At 51.7% G+C, this 22,070-nt stretch carries 18 protein-coding genes; 8 read left to right on the forward strand and 10 right to left on the reverse strand.

Annotated elements, in window-relative coordinates; translation table 11 throughout:
* Positions 1-70 precede the first annotated feature (70 nt).
* The 3 genes from B9K09_RS13360 to B9K09_RS13370 all read right to left on the reverse strand — a co-directional run bounded on the left by B9K09_RS13360 (position 71) and on the right by B9K09_RS13370 (position 2,126).
* Positions 71-841 carry a molybdopterin-dependent oxidoreductase gene (locus B9K09_RS13360; protein ID WP_087517286.1) on the reverse strand — a complete coding sequence of 257 codons (771 nt, stop codon included), beginning with the start codon at positions 839-841 and terminating at the stop codon, positions 71-73.
* Positions 834-1,457 (reverse strand): cytochrome b/b6 domain-containing protein, encoded by a 624-nt coding sequence (locus B9K09_RS13365; protein ID WP_087517287.1) that lies wholly within the window; start codon positions 1,455-1,457, stop codon positions 834-836. The genes B9K09_RS13360 and B9K09_RS13365 overlap by 8 nt, the downstream gene beginning before the upstream one ends.
* Positions 1,458-1,520: 63 nt before the next feature.
* Positions 1,521-2,126, reverse strand: coding sequence for a hypothetical protein (locus B9K09_RS13370; protein WP_087519096.1), 606 nt, complete (start codon positions 2,124-2,126; stop codon positions 1,521-1,523).
* A 222-nt stretch (positions 2,127-2,348) separates the two neighbouring features.
* On the opposite strand from B9K09_RS13370, the gene B9K09_RS13375 reads away from it, so the two are divergent.
* Together B9K09_RS13375 and B9K09_RS13380 are read left to right on the forward strand one after the other, a co-directional pair.
* On the forward strand, positions 2,349-3,044 hold the full coding sequence (locus tag B9K09_RS13375; protein WP_087517288.1) for a heavy metal response regulator transcription factor: 696 nt from the start codon (positions 2,349-2,351) through the stop codon (positions 3,042-3,044).
* Complete coding sequence (locus tag B9K09_RS13380) at positions 3,017-4,411, forward strand: heavy metal sensor histidine kinase (RefSeq protein ID WP_087517289.1); 1,395 nt, start codon at positions 3,017-3,019, stop codon at positions 4,409-4,411. Before B9K09_RS13375 ends, B9K09_RS13380 begins: the two co-directional genes overlap by 28 nt.
* A 92-nt stretch (positions 4,412-4,503) precedes the next feature.
* On the opposite strand, the gene B9K09_RS13385 is transcribed toward B9K09_RS13380, so the two are convergent.
* The 7 genes from B9K09_RS13385 to B9K09_RS13420 form a co-directional block, all read right to left on the reverse strand.
* Positions 4,504-4,683 carry a hypothetical protein gene (locus tag B9K09_RS13385; protein WP_087517290.1) on the reverse strand — a complete coding sequence of 60 codons (180 nt, stop codon included), beginning with the start codon at positions 4,681-4,683 and terminating at the stop codon, positions 4,504-4,506.
* Complete coding sequence (locus tag B9K09_RS13390) at positions 4,680-5,831, reverse strand: PepSY domain-containing protein (RefSeq protein WP_087517291.1); 1,152 nt, start codon at positions 5,829-5,831, stop codon at positions 4,680-4,682. The genes B9K09_RS13385 and B9K09_RS13390 overlap by 4 nt, the downstream gene beginning before the upstream one ends.
* Before the next feature lie 589 nt (positions 5,832-6,420).
* Positions 6,421-7,491, reverse strand: coding sequence for an AbrB family transcriptional regulator (locus B9K09_RS13400; protein ID WP_157699356.1), 1,071 nt, complete (start codon positions 7,489-7,491; stop codon positions 6,421-6,423).
* 251 nt (positions 7,492-7,742) lie between these two features.
* Positions 7,743-8,951: a 3-oxoadipyl-CoA thiolase gene (gene pcaF, locus B9K09_RS13405; RefSeq protein WP_087517294.1), complete on the reverse strand. Its 1,209-nt coding sequence runs from the start codon at positions 8,949-8,951 to the stop codon at positions 7,743-7,745.
* Between the two features lie 19 nt (positions 8,952-8,970).
* Positions 8,971-11,040, reverse strand: a complete 2,070-nt coding sequence (locus tag B9K09_RS13410) for a 3-hydroxyacyl-CoA dehydrogenase NAD-binding domain-containing protein (protein WP_087517295.1) — start codon at positions 11,038-11,040, stop codon at positions 8,971-8,973.
* On the reverse strand, positions 11,033-13,162 hold the full coding sequence (locus B9K09_RS13415; protein WP_087517296.1) for an acetate--CoA ligase family protein: 2,130 nt from the start codon (positions 13,160-13,162) through the stop codon (positions 11,033-11,035). The genes B9K09_RS13410 and B9K09_RS13415 overlap by 8 nt, the downstream gene beginning before the upstream one ends.
* Positions 13,159-13,956: an enoyl-CoA hydratase/isomerase family protein gene (locus tag B9K09_RS13420; RefSeq protein ID WP_087517297.1), complete on the reverse strand. Its 798-nt coding sequence runs from the start codon at positions 13,954-13,956 to the stop codon at positions 13,159-13,161. The genes B9K09_RS13415 and B9K09_RS13420 overlap by 4 nt, the downstream gene beginning before the upstream one ends.
* A gap of 434 nt (positions 13,957-14,390) precedes the next feature.
* Between B9K09_RS13420 and B9K09_RS13425 the strand changes: the two genes are divergently transcribed.
* From B9K09_RS13425 to B9K09_RS13450, 6 genes are all read left to right on the forward strand, one after another.
* Positions 14,391-15,632 (forward strand): OprD family porin, encoded by a 1,242-nt coding sequence (locus B9K09_RS13425; protein WP_087517298.1) that lies wholly within the window; start codon positions 14,391-14,393, stop codon positions 15,630-15,632.
* Between the two features lie 218 nt (positions 15,633-15,850).
* On the forward strand, positions 15,851-16,762 hold the full coding sequence (locus B9K09_RS13430) for a LysR family transcriptional regulator (protein ID WP_087517299.1): 912 nt from the start codon (positions 15,851-15,853) through the stop codon (positions 16,760-16,762).
* Between the two features lie 273 nt (positions 16,763-17,035).
* On the forward strand, positions 17,036-17,941 hold the full coding sequence (locus B9K09_RS13435) for a LysR substrate-binding domain-containing protein (protein ID WP_087517300.1): 906 nt from the start codon (positions 17,036-17,038) through the stop codon (positions 17,939-17,941).
* A gap of 185 nt (positions 17,942-18,126) precedes the next feature.
* Positions 18,127-19,122 carry a tripartite tricarboxylate transporter substrate binding protein gene (locus B9K09_RS13440; RefSeq protein WP_177408665.1) on the forward strand — a complete coding sequence of 332 codons (996 nt, stop codon included), beginning with the start codon at positions 18,127-18,129 and terminating at the stop codon, positions 19,120-19,122.
* A 158-nt stretch (positions 19,123-19,280) separates the two neighbouring features.
* Positions 19,281-20,474 (forward strand): CaiB/BaiF CoA-transferase family protein, encoded by a 1,194-nt coding sequence (locus B9K09_RS13445; RefSeq protein ID WP_087517301.1) that lies wholly within the window; start codon positions 19,281-19,283, stop codon positions 20,472-20,474.
* 129 nt (positions 20,475-20,603) lie between these two features.
* Positions 20,604-21,944 carry an MmgE/PrpD family protein gene (locus B9K09_RS13450; RefSeq protein WP_087517302.1) on the forward strand — a complete coding sequence of 447 codons (1,341 nt, stop codon included), beginning with the start codon at positions 20,604-20,606 and terminating at the stop codon, positions 21,942-21,944.
* The last annotated feature ends 126 nt before the right edge of the window (positions 21,945-22,070 follow it).

Below are 22,070 nucleotides of genomic sequence, written 5' to 3' on the forward strand. Positions count from 1 at the left end.
TAGCCGCAACGTGTGGCGGAGCAGGCTTGATCAAGGCCTGCTGCGCATGACTTTATATTCCACTAAACCACTATATGCCGCTAAACCAATTGTACCCTTGGTCCTCCCAATACCCGCCCGGATTGTCATTGCTGACGAATATCTCAACGATGTGCTTGGGATTTTTAAAGCCTAACTTGGTCGGCACCCGAACGCGCAGTGGATAGCCATATTCAGGCGGTAGAGCGACTTCAGCATAATCCAGCGCCAGCAGGGTTTGCGGATGCAATGCGGTTGGCATGTCCAGGCTGGAGTAATAACGGTCGGCACACTTGAAGCCGACGAACTTGGCCGTCGTATCTGCACCGACATGTTCTAGAAAAGTTCGCAATGGCACACCACCCCACTGCCCGATAGCGCTCCAGCCTTCAACGCAGATCAAGCGTGTGATGTCGGTGCGCTGCGGCAACTTGCGTAAGCCTTCGAGCGTCCACGGCGCCTTGTCCCGCACCCGGCCGGAGACGGCTAGCGAGTAATTTGCCAGATCGACATCAGGAATATCGTCCTCACCATAGAAAGCGTTAAATGGGAATGGCGTGGTCATTTGCGCCTTGGTATAGGTTGACGCCAGTTTTTGCCCACTGAACAACCATGCCTGCACCCTATCGTTCCAGCGTGACATGGCCCATAACACCTTATCCACCTGGTCACCGTCCTGCAGGTTACAACCCGTCAGCATCGCCATCGCGCCAACGGTCAAGCCACCGCGCAGGAAATTGCGCCGCTGGATGCTCTCCAGCTGAAGCTGTTGCGCAGGTTCAAGTTTAATCCGCGCATTAGCGCGTTTTTTGGGCTCAATCATGATCTGATTTTCCGCTTTTAATCGGCCTTACACCGCCAGTAATCATTGGCAATAACGTTTTCGGCACAAGCAACACCAACGCCAGATGCACAACGATAAAGGCGCCAATCACCGTCATCGCAGCAAAATGCACGTACCGTGCAAAGTCATAACCGCCCAATAGCGCCGCCAGCTCTTGCAGCTGAACTGGCTTCCAGATGGCCAGCCCCGAGACCACCACCAACACACCTGCTGCCAGCACCAACCAATACATCAGGCGCTGCACCGCGTTATAAACGCCCTTGTCATGCACCAGCCGAAAACGCAGTGCATCACTCAGATCACGTTTGACCGCCTGCACGCCAATGGGTAAAAAATCACGTTTGAAATGGCGACTCATCACCCCGTAAATCACATAGATCAGGCCGTTGATAAACAGCAACCACATAAATGCAAAGTGCCAGGCCAGTGCGCCACCCAGCCAGCCACCAACGGTCAACTGCGCCGGGAACCTGAAAGCGAACAACGGCGATGCGTTGTAAATCGCCCACCCGCTCATGAACATACAGGCCATGCAGACCGCGTTGAGCCAATGAGTGAGACGAATGGGCCAGGGATGAATAGCTTTGTTGTTCATGCTCTTCCCTCGCTCGAATGCTGGAGCAAGGCCGGATGGCCACGTTCCAGCATCAACAAACGATTACATAGGCGGCTGAAAACCATCTTTACCAATGGCGACACCACGTGCGTTTTTGCCATCCCCAGCCGGGAAAGCGACAATTTTTGCGCCTTTGATCAACGCATCTTTTTTGCCCGGTTCTACATACGCAATTGGCACATCATCCGGGACCACCAACTGCTTCTCACCGCCCTTGTAATTAACAGTCAACGTGCGGCCATTGGCCTTGGACAGTTTGCCCACGGTGCCATTGGTCATGGTGCCGGTGCTGCCGTCCGCGTTCTGCCAGCCATAATGACCTTCGCCGCTGCCTTTGAGGCTGGACTCGAATACGGTGACCTCCAATGCCTTCAGCGAACCGTCAGCCTGTGGAATGGCTGCCGAACCGACGAAGCTGTCGGCTTTGATCGAATCAATATCTGCCTTTGACACCTCTACGAAACCGGTCTTGTCAGTCAAACCGATGGTTTGTTGCGCACCGGCACGGTTGGTAAAGGTCAAGGTGTTGTTGCTGACACTTTCGACGGTACCGCGTAGCGGTTTGACCACTGGCATCTCGGTTGCGCTGGCCATGACAGCAGCGCTGAGCATTAGCAAACCGAACGTAGTGGACAGCGTGGTCTTCAACTTCATTGTGATGATTCCTCACGGGTTGTGGTGCCACCATCTTCGGTTCCAGACCGGCACTTCAGGATGACCAGCGGATGACATTTTTGTCATTCGAAGTGGCGCCCCCGTGAATGACAAAAATGTAACCAACGGCTCCCTCGCGTAGGGTTAAACTTCGAAACTCAAGCAACAAAACTGCGGACTAAACCCCGTCACAGAGAAATCCGAGCCAGCCTGACAATGCACATCCTGCTGATCGAAGATGACACCAAAACCGGCGAGTACCTGAAAAAGGGGCTTGGCGAATCAGGCTACAACGTCGACTGGACCCAGCACGGCGCCGATGGCCTGCACCTGGCTCTGCAAACGTCTTATGACCTGATCGTGCTGGATGTAATGCTTCCCGGCATAGACGGCTTTCAGATCATCGAACTGCTACGCGCCAGACAAGACGTGCCGGTGCTGTTTCTGACGGCCCGCGATCAGTTGCATGACCGCATTCGCGGCTTGGAATTGGGCGCTGACGACTACCTGGTAAAACCGTTTTCTTTCACCGAGTTGCTGTTGCGCATTCGCACCATCTTGCGGCGCGGCGTAGTTCGAGAAGCCGATCACTTTCACCTTGCCGACCTAGAGCTGGATCTGCTGCGCCGACGCGTCACGCGCCAGCAACAGGTCATAGTGCTGACTAACAAGGAGTTCGCCCTACTGCATCTGTTTCTGCGCCGCGAAGGTGATGTTCTGTCCCGGGCGCAGATTGCCTCGGAAGTCTGGGATATGAACTTCGACAGCGATACCAACGTGGTGGACGTTGCAGTCAAGCGCCTGCGTAGCAAGATTGATCAGCCCTACCCGATCAAACTGATCCATACCGTTCGCGGCATCGGTTATGTGTGCGAGGTGAGGTCATGTGGCCCCGACAACAACCCTCACTGACTCTGCGCTCAACCCTGGCATTCTCAATGGTGGCGATGCTCACGGTCGGCGGTGCGGGGCTTTATCTGTATGAGTCGATAAAAGCTTCGGTCATGATGAACAGCGACCATGCGGTGCTCGCACGCCTGGATCACTTTCGCAAGTTGCTGCATTTTGAGCTGGGGATCGAGAAACTGCGCGACAACCCACAGATATTGAAAAACATGCTCTACAGCGAAAACGACATCTTCATCATCGGTGAAACCGACCAACCGCCCGTGATCATGGTCAATCCGCTGAACGTATCGCTGCCCGATTTGCCTGTGATCAACCACGGTACAGCGCTAAGCGTGGATGCCCTGCGCAGTGGGGTAACCGATTCGGGTGCACCCTTGCGCGCCGCAACCGTACAAACGACCTCCGGCGGCCGTGAAGTACGCCTAACTGCCGCGCACGTCATGACCCGGGAAATGGCCATGCTCAAGGCATTTCGCGAGCGTATCTATCTGGCTGTAAGCCTGGCGTTTCTACTCACGGCGTTACTCGGTTACATACTCCTGCGTCGCGGCCTACGCCCCTTGCGTACGATGGCCACGCATGCGGCGAACATAACGCCCCAGCGGCTCGACAGCAGAATGGACAGCAAAGACACGCCAATTGAACTGCAGCAACTCAGCGACGCGTACAACGCCATGCTCGATCGCCTCGCCAACGGCTATCAGCGCTTGACGCAGTTTTCCGCTGACTTGGCGCACGAAATACGCACGCCCGTAGGCTCGTTGATGGGGCACTGCCAAGTTGCCTTGCGTCAGTCACGCAGCGAGGACGAATACCAAGCATTGCTGGCCTCGAACCTTGAAGAGTTGGAACGTATTTCACGGATAGTCGAAAGCATCCTGTTCCTCGCCCGCGCTGACGACGCACAGTCAGTGATTGAGCGTGAACCGTTGTCCCTGAATAGCGAATTACAGCGTATCGCCGGTTATTTCGAAGGCTTGGCCGAAGAGCGACAGTTAACCCTGCAAACTACCGGCGATGGCATCCTTGAGGCTGACCCACTGCTGCTGCGCAGAGCATTGAGCAATCTAGTCGCCAACGCCATTCGCTATGCCAACGAAGGCAGCGAGATTCTGATGCGTGTCGTTGCGGTCGATGGTGGTTGGCAGATTGATGTCGAGAATCAGGGGCCAGTTCTGAGCGACGAGACATTGCGCAAACTGTTCGACCGCTTTTACCGTGGCGATACTTCCCGCCACCAAAGCTCTGACTCATACGGCCTGGGCCTCACCATCGTCGCGGCAATCATGCAATTGCATGGCGGTGAGGCAAGTGTGAAACAGCCTGAGCCTGGGACGATCCGTTTCTCGTTGTTTTTCCCTGCGCCCTAAACCAAACCAGCCGGATACCCGTTACCGGACCTCTACTGAAATGGAAAGGCCAAGCGCCGCACCAACAGAAGCTACGACGCCTCGCAGTGTACTTATATACGCCGTGGTAAACGCCAGCACACCCAGCCTACCAGAAGCAGCGGTAGCCCCAGACTCAGCCAGGAGAGCAAGTCGTAGACCTGGTCACCAACCAGTGCCGAGACCAGGCCGAACAGACTGAGCACGCCCAGCAGCAGCGGCCAACGGAAGATCATCCACAATCCACGTCTCATGCCTTTGCCCCCGCCACTAACCCACCAGCATCCAGTTCAGCCAAGCGCTGCTCCAGCGGTGACTTACGTCGCCCAAGCCAGAGATACAGGCCGCTGCCAAGAATGGCGATGGAGATCAAGTCCAGCAGAGTCCAGATGATTTTCAGTGGCAGGCCACCGTAGTCACCGAAATGCAGCGGCTGTGAGAGCAGCAGGGTTTTCACGTACCACGGCATGTCACGCATATCGGTCAGTTCGCTGGTCTGGGCATCCACTAGTGCAGGCTTGAGCAAACGCTCGGTCACCGGCGTAGCGCCACGCATAAACACCGCGTAGTGATGCTGGCTGCTGAACTGGGTACCCGGGAAAGCCACAATACTGACGTCCATGTCTGGCGCAGCCTTGCTCGCCGTAGCCAGCGCCGCATGCAGTGAGCCCGGCGACTTGAGCGGCGGTTGGTCCTTATACGGTGCGGTCATTTCCGCCAATTGGCCAGACTGCCACAACCCTAGAATCGGGATCGACAAGGTGTTGATCACCCCAGTCAAGCCGACCACCAACACCCAGGCCAGCGTGACAATGCCCAGCACATTGTGCAGGTCCAGCCACTTCAGGCGAGTACTGCGCTTGTTACGCACGGTGGCGAAATCCAATTTGCGCATAAACGGCGTATAGACAACCACGCCAGACACCAGCGAAGCCACCAGCAGCAACCCCATAAAACCGAGGAACAGGAAACCCAGCAGCCCCATAAACATGTCGGTATGCAGCTTGAGCATGATGTACATAAAGCCACCCGGTGGCGGCAGCGGATCAAAGAACTCGCCAGTGCGGGCGTCGAACGGCTGGACATGACCATTCTCTGGCGGCGGCACTAGCGTCGGGGCCGTGATCACACCGCCAATCGGGTCGTCCTTCTCAAAGAATACGAAGCGGGCAACCTCGCCGGGGCGAGCTGCCAAAGCGCGGGCCAACACATCGTCATAGTTGATCACCGGCGATTCAGCGGTGATTGGCTTGAGCTCCGGGTGTGGCTCGAAGTAATGCTCGATCTCTTCATGGAAGATCAACGGCAATCCAGTCAAGCACAGCATCAACAGAAAGATCGTCGAAATCAGACTGGTCCACTTATGCACCAGATACCAGCTACGCAGGGTTCGGGGAGTCATGTTTTTTCTTCTTAGGTGTCACGGTTTTTACGATTATTCAGATGCTCACACAGGCCAATAACAGCGGCTCGACCGGCGCGGAGCCAGACCTGGATCTCATTGACATCACACATACGCGGCGAAAAGCAGATACGGACGTTCTGCAAGCCGTTAACAGCGGCACAACACCCGCCCTATACGCAGATAATCACGCGCAGCACAAAATGCATATGAGAAGTATTCGCATATTAACCATTCACCCTCTTCTTCACAAGCTGAGCGCGCATGCCCCCAACCAAGCCAAGAGCAATATGAGTTGTGGACTGTTCAGATGCTTGAGGGGCTAGGAGAAAGGTTGTTCTTAGTTAATGCTGTAATCCCCCAGCGAGCCTTAGCTCACCTGTGGCTGAAGGCGTATACCGGTTTTGTTGAGGATTAGATGAGCCAGAACTGCTCGACTGCTTCGAGTTTGAAATCTGTACTGAATGATCTTTTGGTTACGTAAACACCTCATTGCGGGGCGAAGCTTAACGCCCTATCGGGGCGTCCAGAATCATTGAGCCACAACAACGTTGATCCAGCAGAGTGAGGCGCTGCCCTCGGCCGCAAATCACTCACCACAGGTATGCCGTCGCGACTCCCGCAGGGCGCGGCGGTGCACTAAGGCCAAAACCCAAGGAATATTAGGCAGTATCATGAAAATACGAACTAGATGGAACGCAGTTATCAGCGCCACATCTTCATGTAAATACTGAGCTGTCAGCGCCATTTCGGTCACACTGCCCGGAGCCGCACCCAAAACCAAAACACGCCAGTTCATGTCTGACATGGATGCAACACCTAGTGCTACTCCTGCGCAAAGCAGTATGAGCAGTGATGAGGTGAAAAAAATAGCCACGATCATCCTGCCTGCATTACGAAATAACTCCCGCCGAAAAGTTGATCCCAGCCAAGTGCCTAGCAAAACCTGAGCGAATCCTACTACTGCATGCGGAAATGGCGACACAGGCAATAGGCTTGTCGATGTGGCGATGCATGAGAATGCCAGCGCCCCAAGAAAAAATGGGCTGTTTATACGGAGTTTATAGAACAGGGAGCTGGTTAGAGCCGCCCCCACGCTTAGCACTAATATACCGACTGGATCGGCTGCCGCCGAGAGAAGTACTCGGTCTGCAACTGGGGTATGCAGCAAATAATAGAGGGCTGCAGGTATGAGAAGAACAATCGCTGATATGCGCAGCGTTTGTGCAAAAACTACCGGCCCTGGGTCACCGCCATAACGAATGGCAAGATTGCCCATTTCAACCGGCCCGCCGGGTATGCTCGATAGCAAAGCTGTAACTCGATCGGAGCCTGTTAGCTTCCTCAGTAAAAATGAGATAACGAAGCTAAATATAATAGTCAAACAAGCAACCCCGACAATCGCAACCCCGTGGCTGTATATAGCGAGTGCAGCATCTGCTGTGAAATACAGGCCCACTTGTGCAGCAACGATCATCTGCCCAATCGGACGGGTTCGTACAGGCACATCAACGGGAACAACTGCGAGATTCAACAACGCAGTAATTACTAATGGTCCAATCATCCATGGCAAAGGGAGATTTATTTGCTGCGCCAGATAACCTGCAGCAATGGCCAACAAATAGCAGCCACCAAGCTCAGCATATTGTTTAGCTGTCATCACGTTAAAGCCTGCAACAGAGCACATCTGCGGATTCGGTCGCGAATGCTTTCACCCCTGCTGCCACCACTTTGAGCTAAATCTGACCAAACAATATGCATAACTGATCCTATCTATCTCTTGAGCCAACCATGCTTGCCACATGACTAAGCCTCCCTTCCGATTTATCGCGACTGATAGTTTGGTAGGGTCGTACTTAACGGGCTGAATTTCTCAGGCTGACACTTGAGGACTTTTGATCTAATAGTGTTTCAGAGGCGTTCTAAAATAATCGCAATACCCTGCCCTACCCCGACACACATGCTGCATAGGGCATAACGTGCACCGTCCATCTGATGAAGCTGGTTTACCGCAGTTGTTACCAAGCGTGCCCCCGATGCCCCTAGCGGATGGCCGATTGCAATAGCTCCTCCATTTGGATTGACCCGTGGGTCATCATCTTTCAGCCCCAAACGACGACATACCGCTAGCGCTTGTGCGGCGAATGCTTCATTTAATTCAATGACGTCCATTAGTTCGATGCTGAGGCCAGTCATTTGCATAACTTTATCTACAGCAGGTACTGGCCCCATGCCCATTACACGCGGGGCTACACCCGCAGTGGCCATGCCAACGACACGCGCACGAGGAGTTAGACCGTAGAGCTGCACAGCCTTACCGCTGGCCATCAAGAGTGCACACGCACCATCATTAATGCCTGATGAGTTACCGGCCGAAACAGTGCCCTCTTCGGACACGACACCATGCAATTTGGCTAAGCTTTCAAGCCCAGTTTCTGGACGCGGATGTTCGTCTACATCAATCACAACATCGGGTTTACGGGGACGCGTCACGGTGACGCTCATGACTTCATTTTTAAAAAAACCAGCGTTCTGAGCCTGACTCCAGCGATGCTGACTGCGTAACGCGAAAGCATCTTGATCGGCGCGTGAAATAGACTCTTGCTCAGCAACAATTTCAGCGGTTGAGGTGAGTGCATCCACCCCATACATTGCCTTCATTATTGGGTTAACTAAGCGCCAGCCTATAGTCGTGTCTTCCAACTGCTGGTTACGTGCAAATTCCTTCTGCGCTTTCGCTAACACGTATGGAGAACGGCTCATGCTCTCAACGCCACCGGCAATGACCAGTTGCGCCTCAGCGCACTTTATTGCACGGGCGGCGGTACCAACTGCGTCAAGCCCAGAACCGCAGAGTCTGTTGAGCGTTACGCCCGGAACAGTTAAAGGTAAACCGGATAGTAATGCAGCCATGCGAGCTACATTGCGGTTATCTTCTCCTGCCTGATTGGCACAACCGTAGAACACCTCGTCTAATTCACCCCAGACGACACCTGGATTACGCCGTATGAGTTCTTGAATAGGCAGTGCCGCAAGGTCATCGGCTCGTATCGATGAAAGCGAGCCGTTGAGTCGCCCAAAGGGAGTGCGAATAGCATCGCAAATATAAGCATCTTGCATAAGTTGATATCTCCGTCTCTTAGGCTACAGATGGCTGCGCCAATGCAGCATCGCCCTTGACGTGTCCCTTGCCGCTGATTGATGCAAGGCTCTGCAAGGCATTATCTAAATCAGGCTCGGACATATGGCGTGCAATAAAGAACGGACCACCCCTCCATTTGGGGAATCCGTAGCCATTAACCAGGGCAATATCAATATCTTCAGGTCGCTGGCAGACGCCCTCATTAAGCAAGAGCAATGACTCGTTAATCAGCGCATAGACCGCACGCTGTTGAATATCTTCAGGACTGAACACTTTTGCCTCAATACCGCTGCTAGCGCGGTAATCCTGAATCAACTTTTCAGTGTAAGAGTCAGGTGTGGGTTTTCCGTTAGCGGGATAAGCGTAGTAACCACTTCCGGTTTTTCGACCAAAACGATTAGCCTCACAAAGCGCGTCAGCAATCCCCACGTATCGACTTAGATGGCGTTTTTCTGCGATTTTCTGACGCATTCTCCAAGCGATATCTAGCCCAGAAAGGTCTGCAACCTTAAAAGGCCCCATGGCAAAGCCATACTCTTCAAGTGCCTCATCGACCTGCCAAGGTGTAGCCCCTTCTTCGAGCAAAAACTCACATTGTCGGCGGTATGCGGCGTAGAGCCTGTTACCCACAAAACCCCATGAATTTGCTACAATAATAGGCTTCTTTTTCAAGCGCTTAGCGAAGCCCAATGCAGTTCGTAGGGACAGTACACTAGTACTTTCCGTCTTGACGATCTCAAGCAGCGCCATACGGTTAGCTGGGCTAAAAAAATGCAGCCCGAGCACACGCTCTCGATTGAGCACCTGAGCAGCAATCTCATTAATGTCCAAATAGGATGTATTGGTCGCGAGAAGCGTGTCAGGTCTAACCAACTCGCCAAGGTTTTTTAGCAGGCTTTGTTTGGCCGCAAGGTCCTCAATAATGGCTTCAATGACCAAGTCTGCTGCTGCAACGCAAGTTATGCTCTGCGTGGGATTAAGCTTGGCCAGTGCCGAGTCACGTTTTTCAGCGCTCAAACGTTGTCGACTTACATCATTATCCAACTCGTGTTGAATCCGACTAATCCCAGCCTCAAGCGCATCAGCGTTCAACTCGATTAGATCAACGCTGTAGCCTGCATTGATAGCACACAATGCAATTCCAATCCCCATCGTACCGGCACCGATAATCGCTACACGCTTTATGGGCAACGGTTCAAAAGCCGTTGACTTTGCTAACGCTTCACCACGTTCAGCAAAAAACACATACCGCAGCGCTTGCGCAGGCTCACTACCGCGCAGTGTGAGAAACTGGCGCCGTTCATGAGCAAGACCGTCTGCTAAGTTCAGACGAGTTGAGTCTAAAACTGTTTGCGCAGCAATCCTTGCTGAAGGCAGTCCCTTGGCACGCCTTAAGAGTTGCTCGACTTGTTCCGAGATCGAAAGCTCATCGGCCAACTCAACAGGCTCATCGCTAAGGGTTCGTTTGCTGAGCTTGTTGTCACGGGCAAACTTGAGCGCTTCTTGATGCTGAGCTTCAGGCTCGCTCTCGGTCAGTAAATGATCGACTAAACCCAACTGTTTGGCATTACGTACGTCGATCGGTTTGCCGGTAACAACCATTGAAAGTGCTTCCGACAGCCCGATCAAACGCGGTAACCGTTGTGTTCCGCCTGCGCCCGGTAGCACGCCGACGGTAACTTCTGGCAACCCAAGACTTGCCTTGGGCGCCCCTAGTCTCAGATCACACGCCATAGCCAGTTCTAGGCCACCGCCTAGGGTGTGCCCCTTGATTAATGCAATGACTGGCAACGGGAAGTCCGTCAGCGCAGCGGTGACACTGGGTAAAGTCGGCTCAGTTGGCTCATGTTCGAGCTCTGCTAGATCAGCTCCTGCCATCAGGTTGCGACCTTCACCTGTTAGCAATACTGCACGGGTAGTAGCAACATCAATACCCGCCAGCGCCGCCAAAATCCCCTTTCGAACGGCATCTGTACTGGCATTGACAGGGGGGTTATCGATAATGATAACCGCGACGTCATCTTCCATTATCAAATGCACCCGCCCTGAAATATTAGGCTTATGCATGAGTCTGATCTCCGAGCGACCCAACACCTGTGTCGCCCTCAAGAACCAGTACAGCATCGGCGGCCACTACGCCCTCGCCTTTCGGCATGACAAACAGTGGATTAATTTCGGCTGTCACTAGTTTGTCGCTTAAGCCTGCAACCAATGCAGAAAAATCAACAATAGCCTGTGCCAATGCATCAATGTCACGCGGCTGCGTTCCGCGGTAACCTTCAAGCAGCGGCCATGTTGTTAGTTCACGCATCATCTCTTTAGCCTGTTCGAGTGAAAGGCCTCCGACGGTGGGCAGAATACGTAAGGTAGTATCTTTGAATAACTCCGCAGTGACCCCACCAGCACCGAGCAGGATAGCGACGCCTAGGTGATCTTTATTGGCGCCCAAAATTAACTCATGACCGCCGGCAACCATTTTCTCGACTAAAAATGTTTTGGGTACTTGCTGCAAATGCTTAGACAATTGCTCGTTCATCAACTCAAAACGTGAGCCAATACTTGCAACCGTCTGGTTCAGTGCAACACCACCAATGTCACTTTTATGCATCAAAGCGGCATCCAGCACCTTCAGAACAACCGGTTCCCCCAGAGAGTCAGCTGCAGCAATCGCCTCTTCACGAGAAGTTACGATCTTGCTTTGCGGCACACAAATACCCGCTTTGGAAAACAACTGCTTAGCCACGAATTCGTCACATGCGCCATCTGGAAGAGAGGCAAGGCTGTTGTCACTCTCAGTTGATAGTGGTGTTTCAGACACGGCCGAGTAATGAGCAACTTTATACATCCCCTCCAGCACTGCACTGCAGCTTTCAGGAGTGCTAAAACCTGGGATCAAGGCGGCATTAAGGCGCTTCAAAGTATCAGGTGCATAAGGGCTGACATAAGCCAGAACTGGCTTGCTGCTCTTCGAGAGATTGTCCTGAATTGCATTAACAACCAAGTCGGGCATCGCCAGACCGGATGAGCCGATAATCACGACTAAAGCATCGTAGCTATCGCTGCGAAGTAGAATGTTGATTGCTTTTCTTAGCAGCTCTGGCTGCAACCCTGCAAGAGTCACGTCAATGGGGTTACGATCCAATGCTGCTGGTGTGTTGCCTTGCAATTTGCGCAGTTGCTCAGCGGTTTCAAAGTCTGGGGCAGGCGTGTCGAACTGGCTCATACCTAGGCTATCCGCAACTAGCGTGCCTGCTCCTCCAGTCGAGGTCAGTACAGCTACACGGCGGCCCACAAGTGAGCGACCTGAAACAAGCCCTGCTGGGATATCTAAAAACTCGTCAAAGGTATTCGCGCGTAAAATACCAAGCTCACGGAAGAACGCATCATAAACTCGGTCTTCGCCTGCGAGCGCTCCGGTATGGGAGCTAGCAGCTCGCTCCCCGGCTTCAGAACGACCAATTTTGAACACAACAATCGGCTTGCCGGCGTTGCGAGCACGAGTGGCAACTTCGCGAAAACGCTGAGGGTTACGAATACTTTCAAGATAGAGCGCAATAACCTGAGTAGACGGCTCGTCGATTAGGTAATCAATAAAATCGCTGACATCGAGATCGACCTCGTTACTGGTCGAAACTAAAGATGAAAGTCCAATACCACGCCCTGCTGCACGCGACAGCAGTGCACCCAATATACCGCCACTTTGCGAGACAACTGCTACGTGGCCAGCGTTCAGATCACCGACCTCCAGCGCACTGCTAGCAGATAACGGAATCCGATTGGTCAGGTTGACTAAACCGATGGTGTTTGGACCTAGCAGGCGCATATCACCTGCCGCGTCTTTCAAGGCTTGTTGAAGCTTTACACCTTCTTCACCTGATTCAGCAAAGCCACTTGCGAGAATGATAGCGGCTTTGCAGCCAATTTTGGCCAGTGAACTTACAGCCTCAATACTTCGTTGTGCGTTAAGAAGCACTAGGCCAACATCAGGCGCTTCAGGTAAAGCCTCTACATTCGCATAACAGGTCAAACCATGTAACTCGGTAGCGTTCGGATTCACAGGGAAAATTTTGCCTTGGTACCCATGTTTTTGCAGGTAGGCAATAGGACGACCTGACGTTTTGGTCGGGTCAGCAGAGGCACCAATTACTGCGACGCTTTTCGGGTTATGTAGCGCTTCCATTGCGTTCATACTGCGCCCTCCTTGCTGCGCTCAAGGAAGCCTTGTACCGACGCACGGTGCTCTGAAGATGTGTAGCAAATACCTTGGGCTTTACTGCCTTCAGCAAACACTTGGCTGTCTGACATCTCGTAGCTGTGGTTGATAATAGATTTGGTCAGTGCAATGGCTGTTCGTGAGCCGGAACTCATCTCATCAGCCATATCCACCGCACACTTTAGCAGTGAGTCGCCGGCACAGTTCTGGTCTGCGATACCAAGGGCAACGGCTTCTTCAGCCGCCACTTTGCGACCACTGAAAATCAAGGCTTTGGCACGGGCGAGCCCTACACGGCGAGGCAGGAAATACATGCCACCACCGTCAGGCACTAGGCCGCGAGCAATATATGCCCAGCTAAAGCTGGCCGTATCAGATGCGATAACGAAATCACATGACAAGGCAAGATCAGCCCCCAGACCAGCTGCAGAACCATTAACAGCCGCAATAGTTGGAATAGGCAGATTGAGCAGCAATGCTGCTGCGTAATGAACGCCTTGCTGACGCTCCCATCCGTTGAAGCCGACTGTCGCTGGGTCTGCATCCATTCGGGATTTCATGCCAGCAATATCGCCTCCCGCACAAAAGCCCTTGCCGCTTCCAGTAATAATGAGTGCACGTATGCCCGGATTCTTGCGTACTGAAATCAACATCTCCACAAGTTCAGCACGCATTGCATCACTCATCGCATTACGCTTTTCAGGGCGGTTTAACGTGAGAATTGCTATTCCATTTTCTTGCTTGTATTCGATGAGAGCGGGCTGACTCATAAATGGCCTCTTATTTTGATTGGGAATGCTTTGAACCAATCAACAACAGCGACTCATCCAAAGCGTGCTCTCATTTTTCAGTCTGCGACCACGACACACAAGAGAGTAAAACTGTCCGTTTGGCTAACTAATAGTTATGCCTAGTGGCCAACATCTGTTTTGGGAATTTTTCACGAAACTTCACTTTATTTATAGGCCTCAGGTGTTGCCTTTGGCCTGCTGAAGCACGCCGAAGACCCCGTATTAAAATATCCAAAAGGGATGACCTGACCCCATAAGATATGAGGTTATGTAATGCCGAAGTGATCAATTGGAATTTGTCGAGTTGATTTCTGTGCACGACTATCGCCAATGGAGTCCGTGCACAAGCACGCTCCGACCCGCCGCACGTTAACTGCACTAACAAAAACCAATAAACGATGCAGGATCAACAAATGTCGATAAAACAATTAACTTACGTACGTCTACTCATGGCCACAGGCATCCTAACTTTGCCCACACTTCATGCCCACGCTGAGTTTATAAATGACAGCAAAGCGACCGTACAACTGCGTAACTTTTATTTCAACAGCGATTACCGCCAAGAGGCGGCGCGTCAATCAAAACGCGAAGAATGGGCTCAAGGTTTTATTGTTAAATATGAATCAGGTTATACCGCAGGCACTGTGGGATTCGGACTCGACGCTATCGGCTTATTGGGCCTTAAACTCGACTCTGGCCCCGACCGACAAAACAGCGGTTTGCTTCCAGTCGGAAGTCATAAAGCACCTGACGAATATAGCCAGTTGGGAGCAACCGCTAAAGTACGAGTTTCAAATAGCAATCTAAAAACTGGCACATTCATCCCAAAGCTGAAAACCGTCCTGCCCAGCGATTCACGTCTACTACCACAGAGTTTCCAGGGCACTCACCTAACTATGAATGAAGTTGAGGGGCTAACATTTAATCTCGGCCGGCTAACACAAAACAGCTTACGTAACAGTAGCAGCCTAGACGACATGACTGTTGCCGGAAGTGGTATCACAGGCGGAAAAGCTACTGACCGTTTTGACTTCACTAGCCTGGAATACGCATGGTCAAAAAACTTAACAACTGAATACAACTACGGGTTTCTCGAAGGTAACTATAAACAACACATAGTCAACTCCTTGTATACCGTGCCGCTAGCTGATCAACGCTCACTCACCACCGACTTGCGATACGCGCACTCCAGCAACGACGAACAAAGTAATGTTGATAACCAAGCATTTGGCGTCCTCCTCAAATATAAGCTCAAAAGTCATGGCTTTACCGCGGCCTACCAGCAGATGGAAGGCGACACAGGGTTTCCACATATCAATGGAACTACCTCCTTTTTAGTCAACTACGTGATGATGTCTGCTGACTTTGCCAATCCGTCTGAGCGTTCATGGCAACTGCGTTACGATTACGATTTTGCAGGCGTCGGCCTGCCTGGTCTCAGTTTTATGACGCGGTACATCAGAGGAGATAACTTCGAGCGCAAAGGTGTCAATGCAGCTGAATGGGAACGCAACACCGACATTGCTTACCGAATTCAGAGCGGTACACTCAAGAATCTTGAGTTTAAATGGCGCAACGGCACCTACCGCAGTAGTGGTGGCAATGATATTGATCAAAACCGGCTAATAGCTAGCTACTCGATTTCACTGTTCTGACTCACCACCGCCGAACGCTCCAACGCTCAGCAGACAGCCTGCCTGCTGAGCGTTACATTATCAGTACCTGCCCTACGCAATGTCCGGTATAAAGCCTCGAGCATCCCTTACTGCTTCAACTCGACTACTATCACGTTGAGTCATAGCTTGACGCTCGTCACGACATCGTAACTTCGGTGCGGTTACGAATTGACTGCTTTATTCTCCAGGAATGCAACGTGAAAGAGTCCCCGGCATTCAAGTCATTACCTCCATTGAACCCGCTTAAGGTGTTTGAAACGGTTGCCCGGCTTGGCAACCTGACAAAAGCCGCGGATGAACTGCACGTTACGCAGTCGGCCGTGAGCCGGCAGCTAGGAGTACTAGAAAAATACCTAGGGGTTAAGCTCTTCACGCGTGAAGCCCGAGGCGTCTCATTGACTAAAAGCGGACAGGCTTATCATCAAAGAGTGGGGCCAGCGTTTGCTCAAATCGCCTCAGCGACTGCTGAGCTAAGAGGTATTAGAAAAGAGCCCCCATTGCGGGTACTTGCCTACACGACTTTTGCTGCCAAGTGGCTACTGCGCCACTTGTATAAATTCGAGCAAAGTCACCCAGATATCGAGGTGCTGATCACCAGCTCCGTTGAGCCCGTGGTGTTCGAAAGGGACGAAGTCGACATTGCCATCCAGTTTGGAGATGGTCGAGCCCACCACGGGCACTCTGTACTTCTATTTCGCGACATCATTGAGCCTGTGTGCAGTCCAGCGCTATTACTAGCTCCGCATCAGCTAAGTTCGCCCAGAGATCTAGAGCGATTCAAACTTCTGTACTCACGCTATCGAAGCTCTGATTGGCCGGATTGGTTGCAGCATGTTGAACTTGGCCATTTAGCAAAGTACACAAGCCCACCGCTACCAAGTTCCCTACTTGCCTACCAAGCAGCAATTGAGGGCCTTGGCGTGGCGATTGGGCAGACTCGCTTGCTTGAGGCTGAGTTTCTTTCGGGCCTGCTAACGAGGCCGTTTGATTTACCACTTACACGAGATCTAGGCTACTTTGCCGTGCTCCCACCTCGCCACGTCGCGCCTAAAGCAAAGATGTTTTTAGACTGGCTTTGTGCCGAAACAGAAGCGATCGACCGTCTATAAGAATGATCAAGTTTAAGCAGGTTTCTGCGCATGCAGAAAATAGGTTTTGGAGTAGAGCAGACCAAGGATTTTTCAATAGAAACAGGACGTTGGCACAGCGATTAGCGGAAAATAGCAGACATTTATAAAAATATAGTATCAGCACCTAACAATTATATAAGCACTGTTTACTAGCATAAGGCTCACTTATATGACACTACCTACAGCGGATCCAAACCGCTCCAAGATACTCATAACGGATGCTTTCGATCATGGCGAATTCTGGGTGTTCCTATGAAGTACCCTCTCCCGCCACTGAATCCACTGAAAGCCTTCGAGGCAGCGGCCCGCCTTAGCAGCCTGACTCATGCAGCAGATGAGCTAAATGTGTCTCAAGTGGCTGTTAGCCGCCAAGTAAGGGTACTCGAAGATTATTTAGGCATCGCACTGTTTCGGCGCCTACACCGCAGCATTGAGCTGACTCGTGAAGGCAAAGAGCTTTACGAAGGTATATCAACCGCCTTTCAAGATATTAGTAATGCCGCAGGGCGAGTATCGCGCCGCGCGCACAGGAACTTACTGTCTATCCAGTCGTATACGACTTTCTCACAGCGCTGGCTGATCCCTAGACTGGCAAACTTCCATGAGACCAACCAAAACATCGAAGTTAGGCTGTCATCCTCTACCGCTCCCGTTGATTTTGAGGCACAAAATATAGATGCCGCAATCTTGTCTGGCCACGGTGACTGGCCGCATCTTCACTCAGAAAAGCTTGTTGATATTGAGCTTATTCCGATTTGCTCCCCCGGGTTGTTAGCCGCAAGGAAGCTGCAGTCCGTCAATGACTTAGCCAAGGTTCCGCTTCTCTATTCAACGGCTCGGCCGAACGATTGGACCTCATGGCTTTCTGCTGCTGGGGCGCATTTCAAACAGACACCAGGCATCCGTGTGGATAACTCCGCGCTGGCTTATGAGGCGGCGTCAATGAATCTGGGGATGGCCATTGCGGTTAAGATTTTTGTTGAACGTCAAATCCTCAACGGTAGCTTCATTGCGCCTTTCGAAACCACCTGCAAGACAGGTGAGGCTTACTACCTGACTTGGCCCAAAAACATTCCACCATCAGAGCCTTTATTGAAGTTTCTGGCGTGGATGCATAGCAGCCTAGAAGCACCTGCGTCTTCTACCGAGGTTGGCTGATATTACAACGTTGGGGGATAACAAATAGTCAAAGCCATGCGAGCCTTACCCAACCATAGCTATACCCATGACTGATAAATGCTCAGTTCCATTGCCCCGCACCACCTATGTACCTTTGATGAAGAGTTCCGGAGCATCGCTCTGACCTAAGAACTTCAACAATAACAATTAGGAGGCCTAAGGCCATGGCACGTGAATTACGGTTTAAACAGCGGTTATTTTTCAAAACTGTCGCTGTTGCACTGAGCACCCTGCTCTCTGTTTCAATGCTAGGTACAGCGCATGCTGACGATGAGTGGCCTAAGGGCCCCGTCAACGTAATCATGCATACCAAAGCTGGCGGAACTGCTGATATATTTATTCGCACGCTGGCCAAAAATCTAGAGCCAATCATTGGCGAAAAACTGGTCATCATTAATGCACCAGGCGGTGGCGGCGCATCGCAAATGGCACGTGTTCGCGCTGCTAAGCCTGATGGGCAAACCATCGCAGTCAACACCATGACTCACTTCACCAGCATGCTGACAAACCTCAATGGCGTGTTCGCGCTCGATGATTTTTCTTGGATTGCTTCTGCTCAAGAAGATGAAATTATTTTATTTGTTCGAAAAGACTCCAAGCTTCAAAACCTAGACGATCTGGTAGCCAAAGCACGCGAGGGTACAGTCAATGTTGGCGGTTTCGGGCCTGTTGGTTCAATGCAGCAGATTGCAGTTTCCATGTTGGAGTCAAACGCGGAGGTGAAGGTCAACTGGGTTGGCTTTGAGTCAACACCTGATATCACTGCTGCTCTATTGGGTGGCCATATCGATGTAGCGGTCTCAAACCTTGGGGCTCTCGAAGCATTCTTCAAAGCTGATCGAATCAAAGGCCTTGGCGTGATGGGTACAAAACGCCTAAGCGCATTGCCTGATCTAGCAACATTCGATGAGCAGGGTTACAAAGTCGACACTAGCTGGGTTCAAGTACGCGGCTTCTTTGGCCCTGGCAATATGCCACTCAAAACCCAGCAAAAAATAGCTGATGCAATTCATCAAGCGATGAAAAGTGATGAGTATCAAACCTATGCACGAGCGGCTGGCGTAACGGACTCCTGGCTCGGCCCGGTTGAGTACACAAAGCTTGTGCACCAAGCCACAGAGACTGCTGACAAACAACTCAAGGCCGCAGGTTTGAAATAGCACTTGCCTATGGCAAGTCAATTACAGCGCTTGTGCTAGAGCAGAACACCGCTAGAACCGAGCAAGGCCAAGGGGGTTGTACTCTAGGTAGTGACCACTCTTATCTTATACCCCGTCAGCGGCCTCATCGTTCCAGCAACTCACAGGTTGGAGAGCCTATGTCCAAAGTATTTGAAGGGCTTCGTGTTATAGACACGACACACGTACTCGCTGGCCCATTCGCTAGCTATCAAATGGCTGTATTGGGTGCTGAAGTAATCAAAATCGAGTCCCCTGATGACCCCGATCAAGCCCGTATGCAGGGTTCAGACAGGGCGCTGAATGATATAGGCATGGGAACGGCGTTTATGTCGCAAGCCTCCAATAAAAAAACGGTGGCGCTCGATTTAAAGAATCCAGAAGGTTGTGAAGCACTTAAGCGCCTGATAGCCACTGCCGATGTCTTTGTAGAAAACTATAGACCTGGGGCATTTGACGAGTTAGGGCTCGGCTTCGAAGAAATGTCGAAAATTAATCCAAAGCTAATCTACTGCTCGATATCAGCCTTTGGCGCCACCGGCCCCCGCAAAGAACTAACCGCCTACGACAATGTTATTCAAGCCTTTTCTGGAATGATGGCAATGACCGGTCATGGGGATGGCAACCCACTTAAAAGTGGTGCACCTGTGGTTGATTACGCCACCGGTACAACCGCCGCATTTGCTATATCCACGGCTTTGTATCAGCGTGAACGGAGCAGCGGAAAAGGACAGTTCATTGATGTGTCAATGTTAGACGTGGCACTGATTCTATCCAGCTCTCACATCACAGGGTTTATGTGGAACGGTAAGCACCCTGAGCCGAAAGGTAATGTTTTCCCTTTCGCGACTATAGGTGCTTACGCCGCATCAGATGCTTCGTTGATGATAGCCGCATCAAACTTGGTTCAACAACGACGCCTTTGGACCGCACTCGGCCGTGAGGACATGATTAAAACCGATAACAATCAACGGCTCGACTCTCATGCTGAAGAGTCCGCAGTGCTAACCAAGATCATTGGAACAATGCCTGCAGACTATTGGGAGACTTTTTTGCAAAAACGGCATATCCCTGCTTCCAGAATCAGGCGTATGGAGGAGGCTCTAGCTGATGAGCAGGTCGCCTCGCGTAAAGTACTGCATAAACACCAAGTGCCTGGTAATCGTGTTGATGGTCTGACAGTGCCGGTTGCTGCATTTTGCATGTCGCAAAGCGGAACTGAAATAACCATGCCGCCTCAGCCACTAGGAGCACATACCGATGAAATACTCGCAGAGCTTGGTTATGACGCACTGCAGATACAAGCAATGCGCAAGAGCGGAGCTGCAGGTTGATGTGTTGATACTTAAGCGTTAGTGGATAGTGCACGCAAGCACACTACTAGTTTGATAAGCCTTTTGTATGCCAGCTAAACGACCTTAACAGGCTGTTTAGTTGGCATTATTGTTTGATGAGGTAAGAATATGGGTAACCCACTTATTGCTTTAGCTAATGCGGCTGCTCAGTGGCAGTTTGCTGATATACCGGCAGACGTGGAATGGGCAACCAGACGAGCGATACTTGATTGGTTTGCAACCACCCTGCCTGGCACTGTCTTGCCTCCCGCGACATTACTCGCTTCAACCTTAGGCTCAGGCTCTAGCCAAGGAAGAGCTGTTTGTTATGTTGATGGGACGACTGCATCAGCCCGGCATGCCGCACTTATCAATGCTACAGCGAGCCATATCGTAGAGTTCGACGATATTTTTAAAGACGGTGGCTATCACCCTGGCAGCCCGACTATTGCAGCCGCATTGGCCGTTGCACAAGACATCGGTGCCCCGCTTAATCAGTTACATCGAGCCATTATTGCTGGCTACGAGGTTGGATGCCGATTAGCTTTGGCTATCCAGCCGAGTCATTACACTTTTTGGCACACCACCGCGACTGTTGGCACCATAGGAGCGGCTGTAGCAACTGCTATGTTGAAGGGTGGTACGGAGATACAGATCGCTCACGCAATTGCCATTGCTAGTAGTTTTGCGGGTGGGCATCAGCAAAACTTACAAGGACAAGGGATGGCAAAAGCGTTGCATCCTGGCCATGCGGCGGACGCTGGTATTTTAGCGGGACTTTCGGCCGTCAGCGGTATTACCGCATCCTTGGACAGCCTGCATGCTGAAAACGGTTATGCGGCTGCCACAAGTCAGTCTGCAGGCAATTGGAATGCGGCACTAGAAGGCATTGGCCTATGGACACCTATCACTCGGATGACCGTAAAAAACCACGGTTGCTGCGGGCATATATTCCCTGCACTGGATGGCCTCAAGCACCTACTACAAGTAGGTGCAATCAAGCCCGAAGAGCTGCTATCCATTCAGGTCGAAGGTTACAACGCAACCAAACGAATGTGTGATCGCCCGGATCCGCGCACCGCACAGGAGGCACGGTTTAGTATGCAGTACTGCGTAGCCGCCCAATTGGTGCTTGGCGGTGTACGCTTAAGTGCTTTTGATGCAGACAATCTTGATAGATCCGATATTCGCGAGCTGATGAAAAAAGTCGCTGTCGATGAAGCTGTAGATTTAACGGCGGGATATCCACGCAAGCGTATGGCTAGGCTAAAAATAAAGCTCAATTCAGGCCAAGAGATAGAGCATTTCCAAGCGACCCGCAAAGGTGATCCTGAGGACCCGTTGACCGATGATGAACTAATAGCGAAATTCAACGAGCTCGCGTCGACTGTTCTCCCCTCCTCTGCCCAAGATAAGCTATTGGAACAGGTTCTGTACGGTCATTCGGTTCCCTACGCGATGGTTTTTTAACAGACCAGAAACTTCGTCGTTAAACGGCTACAAAAAAACCTGTTTGCCCAAAGCGAACAGGTTTTTTTGTAGCCGCGATATCCATGCCTGCACCTGGAGATACACGTAGGCAACGTTTAGGGCATG

It is taken from the genome of Pseudomonas sp. M30-35 (assembly GCF_002163625.1).
In the GTDB taxonomy this organism is placed as follows: domain Bacteria; phylum Pseudomonadota; class Gammaproteobacteria; order Pseudomonadales; family Pseudomonadaceae; genus Aquipseudomonas.